This is a genomic window from Rhizobium sp. PvP014 (genome assembly GCF_017876855.1).
Taxonomy (GTDB): Bacteria; Pseudomonadota; Alphaproteobacteria; order Rhizobiales; family Rhizobiaceae; genus Neorhizobium; species Neorhizobium soli.
This window is the reverse complement of the sequence record NZ_JAGIOT010000002.1, coordinates 2,010,335-2,026,197: the sequence shown is the minus strand read 5'-3', so window position 1 is coordinate 2,026,197 and position 15,863 is coordinate 2,010,335. Positions and strand designations below refer to the sequence as shown.

Sequence of the window (15,863 nt, the reverse complement as noted above, 5' to 3'; positions counted from 1 at the left end):
GCGGACCATAAGCCTTTTGGACCGTTGATCAATCGGGAAACGTGCCGAATGAGCGGTGTCTGCTCGTGCCGCGTAATCAAAGCCGAGTTTTGTCATTCGCGGCGCAAGATTATTTCAAGCTGGCATCGCAACCAGTAATCAAGTGTCGTTTAGCTTTAACTTTTTCGTGGGCCGGGGATTGAAGACAGGCGGCACATATGTCATAAAATTCGAGAATTAGGACAGAAATGTTGTCCTAATTTTTGAACTGAAGGTGGTTTTTCGCTTCCGAGCGGTGACCGTCGACGTGTTCAAGGGTATGCTTCGCACTCTCAAGGGCTTCCTGCTTCAGCAGTCTGCCACCTGAAAGGACGAGGCATTTCTTCGGGTGAAATGAAGAATACGCCGTTTGCAAGCTCGATCGTGAGTGGCCAACAGGAGGAATAGCAATGACGAAGAATGTTCCTGAAGTGCACTGTCTGCCCGCCACCGCGACCGCGGCGGAAGCTGGCTCGGGCGTCGAACAGCGTCTGCCATTCATTGCCTCCGGTATTCCGGCAGCACAAGGTCTTTACAACCCGGGCAACGAGCACGATGCCTGCGGCGTCGGCTTCATCGCCCATATGAAGGGCCAGAAGTCGCACCAGATCATCAGGGATGGCCTGTTCATTCTGGAAAACCTCACCCATCGCGGCGCCGTCGGCGCTGATCCGCTGATGGGCGATGGTGCCGGCATTCTGCTGCAGATCCCCGACAAGTTCTTCCGCGAGGAAATGGCGAAGCAGGGCATCACCCTGCCCAAGTCTGGCGAGTATGCCGTCGGTCACTTCTTCCTGCCGCGCGACCCGGATCAGATCGAGCATTTCAAGAAGGTCATCGTCGATGTGACGGCCGAAGAGGGCCAGCAGTTCATCGGCTTCCGCGAAGTGCCCGTCGACAACTCCTCGCTGTCCAAGGCGCCGGATATTGCCGGTACCGAGCCCTATCACCTCCAGGTGTTCATTGGCGCCGGCCGCGATGCTGCGACCAATCAGGATTTCGAGCGCAAGCTCTTCCTCATTCGCAAGGTCATCTCCAACCGAATCTACGATCAGTTCGGCGGTCAGGAAACCGGCTTCTATCCGGTATCGCTGTCATCGACGACGATCGTCTACAAGGGCATGTTCCTCGCCTATCAGGTCGGCGCCTATTACAAGGATCTGGCCGACCCGCGGTTTGAAAGTGCTGTCGCCCTCGTGCACCAGCGGTTCTCGACCAACACGTTCCCGTCCTGGAAGCTCGCGCATCCATACCGCATGGTTGCCCATAACGGCGAAATCAACACGCTGCGCTCCAACGTCAACTGGATGGCGGCGCGTCAGGCGTCGGTGTCATCGCCGCTGTTCGGCGACGACATTTCCAAGCTCTGGCCGATCTCCTACGAGGGCCAGTCGGATACGGCCTGCTTCGACAACGCGCTCGAATTCCTTCTGCGCGGCGGCTATTCGCTGGCGCATGCGATGATGATGCTGATCCCCGAAGCCTGGGCCGGCAACCAGTCGATGTCGAAGGAGCGCAAGGCTTTCTACGAATACCATGCGGCTCTGATGGAGCCATGGGATGGTCCGGCTGCCGTGTGCTTTACCGATGGCCGCCAGATCGGCGCGACGCTCGACCGCAACGGTCTGCGCCCGGCGCGTTACCTCGTCACGGACGACGATCGCATCATTCTGGCATCCGAAGCCGGCACGCTGCCGGTGCCGGAAGAAAGCATCATCAAGAAGTGGCGTCTGCAGCCGGGCAAGATGCTGCTGATCGACATGGAAAAGGGTCAGATCATCTCCGACGAGGAGTTGAAGACCACGCTTGCAACCCGCCATCCATACGAAAAGTGGCTGGATCGCACGCAGCTGATCCTCGAGGACCTGAAGCCGGTCGAACCGCGGGCGCTGCGTCGCGACGTGTCGCTGCTCGATCGCCAGCAGGCGTTCGGCTACACATCCGAGGACACCAAGATTCTGATGTCACCGATGGCGACGACCGGTCAGGAAGCCGTGGGCTCGATGGGCACCGACACGCCGATCTCGGCGATGTCGCAAAAGTCGAAGCTGCTTTACACCTATTTCAAGCAGAACTTTGCGCAGGTGACGAACCCGCCGATCGATCCGATCCGCGAAGAGCTCGTCATGAGCCTCGTCTCGTTTATCGGGCCGCGGCCGAACATTCTCGACCATGAAGGTGCCGCCAACGCCAAGCGCCTGGAAGTGCGCCAGCCGATCCTCACCAATGGCGATCTGGAAAAGATCCGCTCGATCGGTCACACGGAAGACCGTTTCGACACTAAGACGCTCGATTTCACCTACGATATCGAGCGCGGCGCCGAAGGCATGCCGGAAATGCTCGATCGCCTCTGCGAGCGTGCGGAAGCGGCGGTCAAGGGCGGCTATAACATCATCGTTCTCTCCGACCGCCAGATCGGACCGGACAGGATTGCCATTCCGGCGCTTCTCGCAACGGCTGCCGTGCATCACCACCTGATCCGCAAGGGTCTTCGCACCTCGGTCGGTCTCGTCGTCGAATCGGGCGAGCCGCGCGAGATCCACCATTTCTGCCTTCTCGCCGGTTATGGTGCCGAAGCCATCAACCCGTATCTTGCCTTCGATACGCTCACCGACATGCACATGCGCGGCGAGTTTCCGAAGGAAGTGGACAGTTCCGAGATCGTCTCGCGCTATATCAAGGCGGTCGGCAAGGGCATCCTCAAGGTCATGTCCAAGATGGGCATCTCGACCTACCAGTCCTATTGCGGCGGCCAGATCTTCGATGCCGTCGGTCTGAACACGGAGCTGGTCAACCAGTATTTCTTCGGCACAGCGACGTCGATCGAAGGTATCGGTCTCGATCATATCGCCGAGGAAACCGTCACCCGCCACCGCGCAGCCTTCGGCAAGGATCCGGTTCTGGCCTCCTCGCTCGATATCGGCGGCGAATATGCCTACCGCATGCGTGGCGAAAGCCATGCCTGGACGCCGGATGTGGTCGCCACCCTGCAGCACGCCGTGCGCGGCAACAGCCAGGATCGCTACCGCGAGTTCGCCGAAATGGTGAACGAGAGCGCGGTGCGGATGAACACCATTCGCGGCCTGTTCAAGATCAAGTCGGCGGAACGGTCCGGTCGCAAGCCGGTGTCGCTCGACGAAGTCGAACCGGCGGTCGATATCGTCAAGCGCTTCTCGACCGGCGCCATGTCGTTCGGCTCGATTTCGCGTGAGGCGCATACGACGCTCGCGATTGCCATGAACCGCATCGGCGGCAAGTCGAACACCGGTGAAGGCGGCGAGGAAAGCGATCGTTATCTTCCGCTTGCCGACGGTTCGATGAACCCGGAGCGTTCGGCGATCAAGCAGATCGCATCCGGCCGCTTCGGTGTGACGACCGAGTATCTGGTCAATGCGGATATGCTGCAGATCAAGGTGGCGCAGGGTGCAAAGCCCGGCGAGGGCGGTCAGTTGCCCGGCCACAAGGTGGATGCGACCGTTGCCAAGACCCGTCACTCGACGCCGGGGGTCGGCCTCATCTCGCCGCCGCCGCATCACGATATCTATTCGATCGAAGATCTGGCGCAGCTGATCTATGACCTGAAGAACGTCAACCCGACCTCCGACATCTCCGTCAAGCTGGTCTCGGAAGTGGGCGTTGGCACGGTTGCGGCTGGCGTTGCGAAGGCACGCGCCGACCATATCACGGTCGCAGGCTTCGACGGCGGCACGGGTGCTTCGCCACTGACGTCGCTGAAGCATGCGGGTTCGCCTTGGGAAATCGGCCTTGCCGAGACCCAGCAGACGCTGGTGCTGAACGGTTTGCGGTCGCGTATCGCGCTGCAGGTCGATGGTGGCCTGAAGACCGGCCGCGACGTCATCATCGGTGCCCTGCTTGGAGCCGACGAGTTCGGCTTTGCGACGGCTCCTGTCATTGCTGCCGGCTGCATCATGATGCGCAAGTGCCATCTCAACACCTGCCCCGTCGGTGTCGCGACGCAGGACCCGGTTCTGCGCAAGCGCTTCAAGGGCACGCCGGAACACGTGATCAACTACTTCTTCTTCGTGGCTGAGGAAGTGCGCGAGATCCTCGCATCGCTTGGCTTTACCAAGTTCGACGAGATCATCGGCCTTTCCGAGCTGCTCGAGAAGGACGACATGCTGGCGCATTGGAAGTCGCAGGGCCTCGACTTCACCAAGCTGTTCCACAAGGTTGAGGCTCCGAAGTCTGCTACCTACTGGACCGAGCGGCAGAAGCATCCGATCGACGACATTCTCGATCGCAAGCTGATCGAGAAGTCGCAGGCGGCCCTTGATAGCAAGGAGCCTGTTGTCTTCGAAGTGCCGATCAAGAACGTCGACCGGTCCGTTGGTGCCATGCTCTCCGGTGCGCTCGTCAAGCGCTGGGGCCAGAAGGGCCTGAAGGACGACACGATCCATGTGACGCTGCGCGGCACGGCCGGACAGTCGTTCGCGGCGTTCCTGGCGCGTGGCATCACGTTCGACCTGATCGGTGACGGCAACGACTATGTCGGCAAGGGTCTGTCGGGTGGACGCATCATCGTGCGGCCGCCGGAAAACTCCAACATCGTCGCTGAGAACTCGATCATCGTCGGAAACACCGTGCTCTACGGCGCAACGACCGGCGAGTGCTACTTCCGCGGCGTCGCCGGTGAGCGTTTCTCGGTGCGCAACTCGGGCGCCATCGCGGTGGTCGAGGGCGTGGGCGACCACGGCTGCGAATACATGACCGGCGGCATCGTCGTCGTGCTCGGCGAAACCGGCCGCAACTTCGCAGCCGGCATGTCGGGCGGCGTGGCTTACGTTCTCGACGAGACGGGCGATTTCGCCAAGCGCTGCAACATGGCGATGGTGGAACTGGAGCCGGTTCCGGAAGAAGACGACATGCTGGAAAAGCTGCACCATCACGGCGGCGACATCATGCACAAGGGACGCGTGGACGTTTCCGAAGACATGACGCGTCACGACGAGGAGCGGCTCTACCAGCTGATCTCCAACCACATGCACTATACCGGTTCCACCCGCGCCAAGGACATTCTCGACCGCTGGAGCGAGTTCCGTCCGAAATTCCGCAAGGTCATGCCGGTCGAATATCGCCGTGCGCTGGTGGAAATGGAACGGATGCGGATGGGCGTGGCTGCGGAGTGAACCGCAGCTGCCCCTCACCCCGCCTCCGCTTCGCTCGGCGCACCCTCTCCCCGTAAACGGGGCGAGGGGACATCGAGACGGTGCGGCGCCACCCCTTCGCCCCGTTTACGGGGAGAAGGTGCCGGCAGGCGGATGAGGGGCGTTACGACAAGAACAACGAGATTGAGGGAAGTAGACATGGGCAAGGTCACTGGATTCATGGAAATCGACCGGCAGGTTGGCAAGTACCAGCCGGCGTCCGATCGTATCCGCCATTTCCGCGAATTCACCATTCCGATGTCGGATGCGGAAGTGACGAAACAGGCGGCCCGCTGCATGGACTGTGGCATTCCCTATTGCCACGGCCCGACCGGCTGCCCTGTTCATAACCAGATCCCCGATTGGAACGACCTCGTCTACAACAACAAGTGGGAGGAGGCGATCCGCAACCTTCATTCCACCAACAACTTCCCGGAATTCACCGGTCGCGTTTGTCCCGCGCCGTGCGAGGAAGCCTGCACGCTCAACCTCGAAGATGCGCCAGTCGCGATCAAGACCGTCGAGCAGGCGATTGCCGACAAGGCGTATGAGCTCGGCTATATCGTGCCGCAGCCGGCGACCGTAAAGACTGGCCGCAAGGTTGCCGTCATCGGCTCCGGTCCTGCCGGCATGGCGGCGGCCCAGCAGCTTTCCCGCGCTGGTCACGACGTGCATCTGTTCGAGCGCGAGTCCAAGGCCGGCGGTCTGCTGCGCTACGGTATTCCGGATTTCAAGATGGAGAAGAACTTCATCGACCGGCGCGTCGAGCAGATGACCGGCGAAGGCGTGACCTTCCACTACGGCGTCAATATCGGCGTCGACAAAAAGGTCGAGGAACTGACCGCAGAATTCGATGCCGTGCTCTATTGCGGCGGTTCGGAAACCCCGCGTCCGGCCGGGATTCCCGGCACGGATCTGCATGGCGTCTATGATGCGATGCCGTATCTCGTGCAGCAGAACCGCCGCATCGGTCGCGAGAATATCGACAGCGTCGCCTGGGCCGCCGAGCCGATCCTCGCCGGTGGCAAGCATATCGTCGTCGTCGGTGGCGGCGATACCGCGTCCGACTGCGTCGGCACCGCGTTCCGTCAGGGTGCCGTCAAGGTGACCCAGCTCGACATCCGCCCGCAGCCGCCGGAAAAGGAAGACAAGCTTGCCGTCTGGCCATTCTGGGCAACCAAGATGCGCACCTCGTCAAGCCAGGCCGAAGGCGCGATCCGCGAGTTTCAGGTGGCAACGCTCGAATTCGTCGGGGAAGATGGCCAGCTGACCGGGGTTCGCTGCTGCGAGGTAGACGATCGCCGCCAGCCGATCGCGGGCACCGACTTCATCATCAAGGCCGATCTCGCCTTCATCGCCATCGGCTTCTCCGGTCCGGCAACCGACAGCGTGCTGTCCGAACTCGACGGCAAGCTGGCGCTCAACGTCGACCGTCGCGGCTCCACCAACGTCATCGCCAACGAACGCGACTACAAGACCTCGGTCGACAAGCTGTGGACCGCCGGCGACGTGCGTCGCGGCCAGTCGCTGGTCGTGTGGGCGATCCGCGAAGGCCGTCAGGCAGCACGAGCCATCGACGAAGCGCTGATGGGATCGAGCGTTCTGCCGCGCTAACCGGTTTGTTAAAATGAACGGCCTCTCTCCGTTTTGCGGGGAGGGGCCGTTTTCGTTTCGGCAGAATCAGGTCATGCTTGCCCATGACCATCCCGCAATCGATCTTGGCCTCCTCGATACGCTGTGTATCGCTCGGATCATTACTTTCACGATCGGATTCCTGCGCTCAGACGGTCATCACAAGGATCGACCCGAATTGCTGCTTAGCCGACGCTTGCGTTCCACGATAAGCGTCTGGTCTAACGATCGCATCACTCGCTGCTGGAGAGAAACGCGTCGATCATCTTGATGGTGGCATCCGGCTGTTCTTCCATCAGCCAGTGGCCGGCATCGGCGATTACGCCTTCGCTGACCTGCGTGGCTGCGGTGCGCATGACCGCCGCCATGCCCGGCCCGAAGGACTTTTCACCGCCAACGGCCAGAATGGGCATTTCCAGTTTTGCGCCCGTGGCTGCCCAGGCGCGGTTGTCGATCGCATCCTGGTCGAAGGCCGCGAACTGGGCGAAGCCGGAATGCATGGCGCCGGGCAAGGCATAGAGGGCGGCATAGTGTTTGCGGGATGCTTCGTCGAACCGCTTTGGGTCGGCGGAAAATTCGTTCCAGAACCGGTCCAGATAGATCCGCTCGCGCCCGGCGACGAGACGCTCCATGTCCGGCCCCCCGAAGCGGAAATGCCAGAGAAGCGGGTTTTTCAGGATCTCGTCCCATGGGCCGATGCCGGGAACGGGCGCATCGAGCAGCGCGAAGCGGGTCACGCGGGCGGGTTGCTGCGTCGCGAGGGCGAAGCCCACCATGTTGCCGATATCGTGCGTGACCAGCGCGAAACGATCAATGTGCAGTCCGTTCAGAATGGTGGCCAGGTCGCGGGCCTGGCTCGCCTTGTCGAAGCCGCCTTCGGGGTGTGATGACAGACCCATGCCGCGAAGATCGGGAACGATGACCAGATGATCCATCTCGAGCTTTGCAGCCAGCGGCGCCCACATGTCGCCGGTTTCGCCGTAGCCATGTAGCAGAACGACGGCAGGTCCCCTGCCGCCAATCCGGAGATGGATGTCTACGTTGCCGACATGGACAGTTTGGGTCCTGAAGGTGGATGGAAACGGCGGAACCTCTGCAAGGACCGGCGTCGCAAGCAGGATCGTGGATACTATAACGCGAAAAAGCAGGTTCATGCGGGCACTCCGATAAAAGAGATCAGCTAGGCCATGCACGTCTGAACTGGGAATTTATGACTATGTAGCACGTTTTTTCACGAAGCTACAGGCGAGAGCTCGCGCTCGTGTCAAAGACCTACTGGGTCGTGAGCCGGTAGTCGTCGATCCGACCGGCCGGGGCGGGCTCGAGTTCGCCGCGTTTGACCAGTTTGTCGCGCGGCGTTTCCGTCAGACGGGCCGGTGGCGCATTGCCGCCCAGAAGCTCCTGGCCGCCGTCCAGCTCCGGGTCAACCAGGCTGATCGGCCGTACGGGCACTTCGGGGTTGGCAGGAGATTCGAGCGTCTGGAGCGGCGGGAGGGTGCTGCTGTCGAATTTGGCGAGATCGGGGCTTGCCATGTCGCCCAGATGCCGGCGCAGGACCTTGTCGACATAGAAGGCGAGCTTTTCCTTGCCGGGCTTGGTGAGCGTGATGCCGTCGGAATTGCGCAGGCGTACCTGCTGTCCGTTGACGTCCGAGCCAGTCAGGACGAACCTGCCGTCCTCGTCGACGAAGCCGTCCCAGATGTCGACGAATTCGCCGCCGACCTTCTCCACCTGTCCCCGATAAAGCGTGTTGAGCGTGACCGCGTCCGCCATCATCGATGGCGACTGGAACGCCGGCAGGCCGACCCAAAGCAGCGTCAGCTTGCGCTGCGCGATCATGCCGGCAAGCTCCGCGACACGGGTTTCATATAGTTTGAACCAGGCATCCGTGCGGAATTTCTCGCGGCCGCTGGCGGTGTCCATTTGCTGGCGGTCGTTGGCACCCAGCATGACGACCACGATCGCGGGTTTGGCCTCGTCGAGAATAGCCGGCAGTTGGCCAAGCCAGTCGTAATGGTCGTCGCGCACCAGGCCGGAGGATCCGTCGCTGCGGCTGATGATCGAAACCCCCGGGGAGGTCGCAAACGTCGTTTCCAGCTCACCCCCGATATTGCCGGCGAGAAAATCGCCGATAACGAGTATTTTCTTGGCGGTTTCCAGTTTGGCGACGGGTTCGGCCTGGGGCTGAGAGGGTATCGGCGCCGTCCTCGTGCGGGGAGCCGCAGCCTGCGGAGTGGCACGGCTTCTCTGCCGGCGTGGCGCCATCTCGATGATCGATCCATCCTGCCGGTCATATCGCCGGGTCGGACGTTCGTAGCGTTCATATCGCTCTGTGCGGGGCGCACCGAACAGCATGTTGAACAGGTTGCGCCGATCGCCGCCGTCCTGGGCAAACGAAACGGTTGATGGCAGCGACAGCACGAGGCTGGTCGCTACCATGAATACCGTCCGGACCAGGCGTCGGTTTGGCCTGTTGTGGCGCAAGAGCTTCATCGTTTTCATGCCTTTTGGCCGCACCGTTCACGATGCGGCGCATCGCATGCTAGCCTCAACGGATCGCCTTGAGAAGAGAATGCGACGGCTCGCCATCCGGCTGCATGCCAAGGCGCTTCTGAATGGCGGAGATCGCGGCCTTCGAGCCGGAGCCGAAATTGCCGTCCACTTCGCCTTCGTAATAGCCGAGTTCCTTCATGCGGCTCTGCAGCTCGAACTTCTCCTTGATGTCGAGCGTGCCGTTGGGGCGCGGCCAGGACTGCTGTACACCGCCGAAACCTGCGATCTCGTCGGCGAGAAGACCGACCGCGAGCGCGTAGCTGTCGGCTGCGTTGTAGCGCTTGATGGTGAAGAAGTTGGAGAGCATCAGGTAGGCTGGACCGTTCGCGCCGGCCATCAGCTTCAATGTCGCGCGGTCTGCTCCGCGCGGAAAACCCTTGCCGTTCGGACGCTGGAAGCCGAGCGCTGCCCACTGCGCCAAGGTCTTGCTCTGGCCTTCGTATTTTGCGGCGCCGGCGGGAAGCACGGATTCGTAGCCCCAGGTCTTGCCGGCAGTCCAGCCGTTCTTGGCCAGGAGGTTGGCGGAGGTCGCCAGCGCATCGGGAACCGAATGCCAGATGTCGCGCTTGCCGTTGCCATCAGCGTCGACCGCATAGAGCAGGTAGCTCGTCGGGATGAACTGGGTATGGCCCATCGCGCCTGCCCAGGAACCGGTCAGCTGCTTGGGGGATACGTCGCCTGCCTGCAGGATCTTCAAGGCGGCGATCAGCTGGTTGCGCGCGAACTTGCCGCGCTTCGGATCGCCCCACCCGAGCGTCGCCAGTGCCTGCGGCACGTGGTGCAGACGTTCGGGATTTTCCAGAGCTGCGCCATAGTTGGATTCCATCGACCAGATGGCGAGGAGAATGTTTCTGTCGACACCGAAATGCCGCTCCACGGCGTTCAGCGTCGCGCCATGGCGGGCAGCCATTTCGCGGCCGATCTTGACCGTGTAGGGATTGACGCGGCTGTCGAGATAATCCCAGATTTTCGACTTGAATTCCGGCTGGTACTCGGCCTTGCGCAGGACTTCCTGATCGGGACCGCTGATGCCTGCAAAGGCGCGATCATAGGTCGAGCGACTGATGCCGCTTTTGGCAGCAGTCGAATAGAAATTTGCAACCCACGTCTTGAAACCGGCATCGGCGCGGGCATCTATCGCGCAGGTCGATATGGCAAGGCCGGCGACAAGCGAGAAGATCGTTGCGCGGAAGCGATTGGGGCTTTTTTTTTTCATCGGCAGTCGGTCCATTTTTATTCTGGCCATCATGGCGAGATCGGGATGCGGCTCAACGATGTGATAACAGGATAGGGTCAACAAATTCTTTACCATGAAACGCGCGGCCGGGGCAGATCTTTGCTAAAAGGTAGCAAATGTTTATTACAGCCGACAAAAGACCCGAAACCGCACAGCGAAATGCATCAGGAGGCATGAGTGTCACAAGAACGGAAAATTCGTAAAGCAGTCTTCCCTGTTGCGGGCCTCGGCACCCGCTTCCTGCCGGCCACAAAGGCTGTGCCAAAAGAAATGCTGACGGTCGTCGACAAGCCGGTCATCCAGTATGTGGTCGATGAAGCGGCGGAAGCCGGCATCGAACATTTCGTATTCGTGACCGGCCGTGGCAAAGGTGTGATCGAAGACTATTTCGATATTCAGTTCGAACTCGAGCAGATGCTGCGCGAGCGCAACAAGAATGCCGAACTGACGCTGCTCTCGCATATCCTGCCGAAGGCCGGTACGGCGAGCTTCACCCGCCAGCAGGTTCCGCTCGGTCTCGGTCACGCCGTCTGGTGTGCGCGCGACATCGTCGGCAACGAACCCTTCGCGGTCCTGTTGCCGGACATGATCATGTCGTCGGAAAAGAGCTGCCTCAAGGGCATGGTCGAACTTTACGACCAGACCGGCGGCAACGTTCTCGCGGTCGAGGAATGCGATCCGGACCAGGCCCACAAGTACGGTATCGTCGGCAAGGGTGAGACCGTCGGCGACGGTTTCAAGATCACCGAAATGGTCGAGAAGCCTGCCAAGGGTACGGCCCCTTCGAACTTCTTCATCAACGGCCGCTACATCCTGCAGCCGGAGATCTTCAAGATCCTGGAAACCCAGGAACGTGGCGCCGGCAACGAGATCCAGTTGACCGACGGCATGCTGGCGCTGGCCAAGAGCCAGGAATTTGCCGGCTACCACTTCAAGGGCGAGACCTACGACTGCGGCGCCAAGGACGGCTTCATCATGGCCAATATCGCCTTTGCCCTGCAGCGCCCGGACATTCGCCCGGCGATCGAGGAGCCCCTGAAGGCGCTCGTCTCGAAGCTGATGTAAGCCTATCCGTTACTGCAAAAGAAAACGCCCCCGCGAGACGATCGCGGGGGCGTTTTTCGTTTCGGGGATCCATGCCTTCGATCAGGCGGCCCTGTGACCCTTGAGGCCGTAATAGGCGATGTAGAGGTAGCATATCGCCGGCATCAGGAAGGCGAGGTGGATGCCGACCGTATCGGCCAGCATGCCCTGCACGACCGGCAGGATGGCACCGCCGACGATCGCCAGGCACAGGATGCCCGATCCCTGGCTGGTGTGGCGACCAAGACCCTTGAGTGCCAGGCTGAAGATGGTCGGGAACATGATCGAGTTGAACAGGCCGATGGCGAGGACCGACCACATTGCCAGCGAGCCGCCCGCAAACACCGTGAGCAGGATCAGCAGGATCGCAACACCGGCATTGAACGCCAGCGCCTTGCCGTCGTCGACGAAGCGCATGACATAGGCGCCGACGAAACGACCGATCATGGCGCCGCCCCAGAAATAGGCGACGTAATGGGCGGCTTCGGATTCCGGCATGCCGGCGATGCTTGGTTCTGCCAGGTAATTGACCAGGAACGAGCCGATCGACACTTCGGCACCGACATAGACGAACAGGCCGATCGCGCCGAGAACGAGGTGACGGTAGGCCCACGCGGAGCTACGTTCGCCGCCTTCGGAGACCGTCGTGTCTTCCGTTTCGACATGCGGCAGCTTCAGGGCTGCAAAGACGGCGGCCAGCACGAGGAAGGCGATTGCCAGAAGCATGTAAGGGAAGCGGACGGCATCAGCCTCTGCGAGGCGCAAGGCTTCGAGTTGTTCGCCGCTGGCGTTCTGGATGTCGCCGGTCGCGGCCGACAGGATAAGGAAGGCGCCGAAGAGCGGTGCGATCGTGGTTCCGAGCGAGTTAAAGGCCTGGGTCAGCGTCAGCCGGCTCGAGGCAGTTTCAGGGGCGCCCAGCTCCGTCACATAGGGATTGGCGGCAACCTGCAGAATGGTGACACCGCTTGCCAGCACAAACAGCGCGCCGAGAAACAGCGCATAGACGCGGTAGCTGGCAGCCGGGATGAACAACGCACAGCCGATCGCTGCAATCAGCAGGCCGACGACGATGCCCCATTTGTAGCTGATGCGCTTCACAAGCGCGCCGGCCGGCAGCGACACGATGAAATAGGCGCCGAAAAAGCACAGCTGGATCATCATCGACTGGGTGTAGTTGAGCTGGAAGACGTTCTTCAGGTGCGGGATCAGAATGTCGTTCAGGCAGGTGATAAAGCCCCACATGAAAAACAGGGAAGTCAGGGCAACGAGAGCAAAGCGGTAATTGTTACCTGCCGTCGAACTTGTTGCTGTGCGCGGTGTGGTCGCGCTGTCTGTTGGAATTCCAGCCACGTTGAGCCTCTAATTTATCAGGATGTATCGATGGAGTGCATTAATGCTGCACTGCGACAATTCGACGTGAGCGCTTATATGTTGCGCACAGTCCTGAGGGGAAGTGGGCGGAAGCCCGGGCGCAAGCTTTGTACAACGTGCATGGACGGCGTGATCGGCTGGAGAAGCCATGCGCTGGAGGAGTGGCTGGAGCAACGATTGCTGCAGTGCGGAAATTATTGTTCGCGGGAAGGTATGTTGGAGACAGAACCCATTCCGATCCCGGGCCGTTTAGCGCGACTTCGTACTTTATGCCTATTGTGAAGGCACACATGTCGAAGCATTGGCGCCGAGTGGCGGCAGTACCGGGATAGATATCACGGAAACGTGATTGCCTGATGGGCGCTATCGCTTCAGAGTCAGCCCCATGCCCGCGCGAACGATGTTCTGTTCGGTGCCGCCCGTGGTTTTCTCGTATTCAACGTCGCTCGTGAGATCGAGATAGCGGTTGATCGCCCATGTTATCCCCGCGCCGGCAAGCCAGGTGACCTCGTCTTCGCTGCCGGAATCAAAGTTGCGGAACACGGTGCTGCCGCTCAGGCGTGCCACGACGCTGTCGCGCATCTCGTGCGCAAGCGCTGCGGTGAGCTCATACTCCACCCATCCGCCTTCGCCGGGCGTTGTGGAATCCTGGACTGTCGTGCGCAGACCGAGATTGACGTCGGTGCCGCGCTGTGGTGACCAGGTCGCATCGCCATCAAAGCTGATGCCACCGACATTCTTGAGGCGGTTATCCTCGTAGTCGACGACCTCATAGCCCGTTCCCAACTCGCCGCGCAGTTTCTCGCCGAAATCGAACTCGACGCCGGTGCGCGCGGCATAGGTCTGCGATGAGCGCTGATAGCCAGAAGCATCGCGCTTGCGATCGTAGAATGTGTGGCCCGATGCGATTTCCCCAAACGGGATGAGGGCAGGCGAAAGTTCATAGCCGAGGCGCAGTCGACCATCGATGCCGCTGCGATTGCGGTCTTTCATGTTGAGCGTGCCGCCGTCCGCAAGCTTTGCCTCGGTATAGACATATCGAGAGCCGTTGACGGCGGCGAGTGCTCTGATCTTGCCGATGTCGCGGCCGATCGAGGACCCGGTCTGGAACAGGTGCACGCCGGACTGGACGTCGGCGCCACCGACGGCGTTCGGGTCGTCATTGTCCTCACGGGTAAAGCTGTAACCGCTGGTCAGATGCGCAACGGTATCGTCTGCAAGATCGAGACGCAGATCCGCGCTGATCTTGCCCTCCGGATCCTCGCCTTCCTTGCTCTTGGTGAAATTGTGCTCGATCGTGGTTTCGCCGGTAACTGTCAGCGCATGCCGTGACCAGTCGGAGGTCAGCGTTCCGCGAATCCCGGTTGCCGCGTAATTGCGCGTTTCCTTCGATCCGTTCTCGCGGGTGATTTCTGTGTTGATGCTCTGATTGATGGACGGGCGCAGCATGAACGTGCCTAGCCGGATGCCGGTCGAATCCACCTCTTGACGCGGAGCCTCCTGCGGATCGATTGCCTCGGGACCATCATCGAGCGGCTCGAGATCGGACGGACCGATCGGCTGGTTGAGATCGACTTCCGGCTCCTGAACACGCGCGGCCGCACTTTGTTGCGCCGTCGTATCGGCGGTCCGTTCGTCTCCGGCGACGGCGACTATGCCGGGAATCGTCCCGCCGACCGGTGCAGTCGGGGTGTTGCGGGTAATCGTCGATGTTCCGGCTGTTCCGACCTGGCTGCTGGGAATGGCGGGAAGCGCGCTGCCGCTGTCTGGAAAAAGGCTCTGCGAAACGGCAGCCGACGGGAGGATCAGCGCCGAGCCGGCCAGCAGCAGTCCATACGCACGGCCGCGCAACGAAAGCGTCGTGGCTTTTGTCCTGCTGATAATCATCGGACTGCCCGGAAATCGGAAATGCTGATCCAAAGGCAAAGTCCAGCGTCGCTCCGCATCCACAGGTCCGTCCTGGCTAAGTGTATGCTTTGAAACACGAATGTCACCTTGTCGGATTTATCGCGAAGTATGCCTCGAAAGGGTTAGTTTATGGTTAACAGTTGGTGAAGCCGGCCGCGTGGGGCTGCGCGACTGCCCTTCACGCTATCCGTCCACTCGCCAGGAGATGCCACCACGTTTGCATGAACATTCACAACGCGCATGGATGGTCACAGGGCACAAACGCCGGTTGCCCAGGCAGGCGAATTCGCGCGTTTACCGTGATTTAACCAAGTCAAACGTGACATTTACACACATTGGATTTGTTTAAGCGCATTAAGAAAATGTATCTACAGTTCAAGTATAGAAACTTGACATCGGAGCAATTCCGTTCCGAGGGGCGAGTCAGGGAAGAGTTATATGTCAATTCTTGCACGCATGATGAAGGATGAGTCGGGCGCGACTGCCATCGAATATGGCCTCATTGCCGCACTCATTTCCGTTGCTTTGATTGCCGGCGCAACAACGCTAGGCGGCGCTTTGAATAACCAGTTCAGCAACATAGCAGGAAAGCTCACCTGCGACGGAAGTGCCACCACTTGCTGATTGCAGTCTGCGAAATGCCATAGAAGGAGCCGTCTCGACATTCGAGGGGGCTCCGTTCGTCATCAGGCTGCACTGCGCAGGGACCTGTTGGACCTATTTATTCCGCGAAAATCTTGAAACGCTGGACGCGTTGGTGATGAACGCCAACAGCCGTGCGATTTTCCGTTGCCTAGTCCCTTCTTTGCTCAGCGACGCTCTAGCCACCGATCGGTTTCGAAGATCGACGCATTGTTTTCTCGAAGTCCGCAATACTTGCTCAGCGGCTAATGCGA

9 protein-coding genes are annotated in these 15,863 nt (G+C 60.5%); 4 read left to right on the top strand and 5 right to left on the bottom strand.

Translation table 11 applies throughout. The features are described from left to right. Positions 1-428: 428 nt before the first annotated feature. The gene (gene gltB / locus J3A65_RS14505; protein ID WP_209901878.1) at positions 429-5,165 is read left to right on the top strand and encodes a glutamate synthase large subunit; all 4,737 of its coding nucleotides are present in this window, start codon (positions 429-431) and stop codon (positions 5,163-5,165) included. 177 nt (positions 5,166-5,342) lie between these two features. Beyond that, the gene (locus J3A65_RS14500) at positions 5,343-6,797 is read left to right on the top strand and encodes a glutamate synthase subunit beta (RefSeq protein WP_062460963.1); all 1,455 of its coding nucleotides are present in this window, start codon (positions 5,343-5,345) and stop codon (positions 6,795-6,797) included. A 251-nt stretch (positions 6,798-7,048) separates the two neighbouring features. On the opposite strand, the gene J3A65_RS14495 is transcribed toward J3A65_RS14500, so the two are convergent. The 3 genes from J3A65_RS14495 to J3A65_RS14485 form a co-directional block, all read right to left on the bottom strand. Beyond that, complete coding sequence (locus J3A65_RS14495; RefSeq protein WP_209901875.1) at positions 7,049-7,969, bottom strand: alpha/beta hydrolase; 921 nt, start codon at positions 7,967-7,969, stop codon at positions 7,049-7,051. Between the two features lie 118 nt (positions 7,970-8,087). Continuing rightward, complete coding sequence (locus J3A65_RS14490; RefSeq protein WP_209901873.1) at positions 8,088-9,254, bottom strand: DUF459 domain-containing protein; 1,167 nt, start codon at positions 9,252-9,254, stop codon at positions 8,088-8,090. Between the two features lie 109 nt (positions 9,255-9,363). Continuing rightward, on the bottom strand, positions 9,364-10,584 hold the full coding sequence (locus J3A65_RS14485) for a lytic murein transglycosylase (protein ID WP_209901871.1): 1,221 nt from the start codon (positions 10,582-10,584) through the stop codon (positions 9,364-9,366). 198 nt (positions 10,585-10,782) lie between these two features. Between J3A65_RS14485 and galU the strand changes: the two genes are divergently transcribed. Beyond that, complete coding sequence (gene galU, locus J3A65_RS14480; protein WP_062460958.1) at positions 10,783-11,670, top strand: UTP--glucose-1-phosphate uridylyltransferase GalU; 888 nt, start codon at positions 10,783-10,785, stop codon at positions 11,668-11,670. An 81-nt stretch (positions 11,671-11,751) separates the two neighbouring features. On the opposite strand, the gene fucP is transcribed toward galU, so the two are convergent. Together fucP and J3A65_RS14470 are read right to left on the bottom strand one after the other, a co-directional pair. Next, entirely contained in the window at positions 11,752-13,029 is a 1,278-nt protein-coding gene (gene fucP / locus J3A65_RS14475) for an L-fucose:H+ symporter permease (RefSeq protein ID WP_348635228.1), read from the bottom strand. A gap of 393 nt (positions 13,030-13,422) precedes the next feature. Then, positions 13,423-14,946, bottom strand: a complete 1,524-nt coding sequence (locus J3A65_RS14470) for an outer membrane beta-barrel protein (RefSeq protein ID WP_209901867.1) — start codon at positions 14,944-14,946, stop codon at positions 13,423-13,425. A 459-nt stretch (positions 14,947-15,405) separates the two neighbouring features. Between J3A65_RS14470 and J3A65_RS14465 the strand changes: the two genes are divergently transcribed. Beyond that, the gene (locus tag J3A65_RS14465; protein ID WP_062460949.1) at positions 15,406-15,591 is read left to right on the top strand and encodes a Flp family type IVb pilin; all 186 of its coding nucleotides are present in this window, start codon (positions 15,406-15,408) and stop codon (positions 15,589-15,591) included. Positions 15,592-15,863 lie beyond the last annotated feature (272 nt).

What these genes read in the sequence shown, in the direction of transcription:
- J3A65_RS14495 (WP_209901875.1), bottom strand. Translation starts at nt 7,969, where the DNA reads ATGAACCTGCTTTTTCGCGTTATAGTATCCACGATCCTGCTTGCGACG.
- J3A65_RS14470 (WP_209901867.1), bottom strand. Translation starts at nt 14,946, where the DNA reads ATGATTATCAGCAGGACAAAAGCCACGACGCTTTCGTTGCGCGGCCGT.
- J3A65_RS14500 (WP_062460963.1), top strand. Translation starts at nt 5,343, where the DNA reads ATGGGCAAGGTCACTGGATTCATGGAAATCGACCGGCAGGTTGGCAAG.
- J3A65_RS14490 (WP_209901873.1), bottom strand. Translation starts at nt 9,254, where the DNA reads ATGGTAGCGACCAGCCTCGTGCTGTCGCTGCCATCAACCGTTTCGTTT.
- J3A65_RS14465 (WP_062460949.1), top strand. Translation starts at nt 15,406, where the DNA reads ATGTCAATTCTTGCACGCATGATGAAGGATGAGTCGGGCGCGACTGCC.
- gltB (WP_209901878.1), top strand. Translation starts at nt 429, where the DNA reads ATGACGAAGAATGTTCCTGAAGTGCACTGTCTGCCCGCCACCGCGACC.
- J3A65_RS14485 (WP_209901871.1), bottom strand. Translation starts at nt 10,584, where the DNA reads ATGAAAAAAAAAAGCCCCAATCGCTTCCGCGCAACGATCTTCTCGCTT.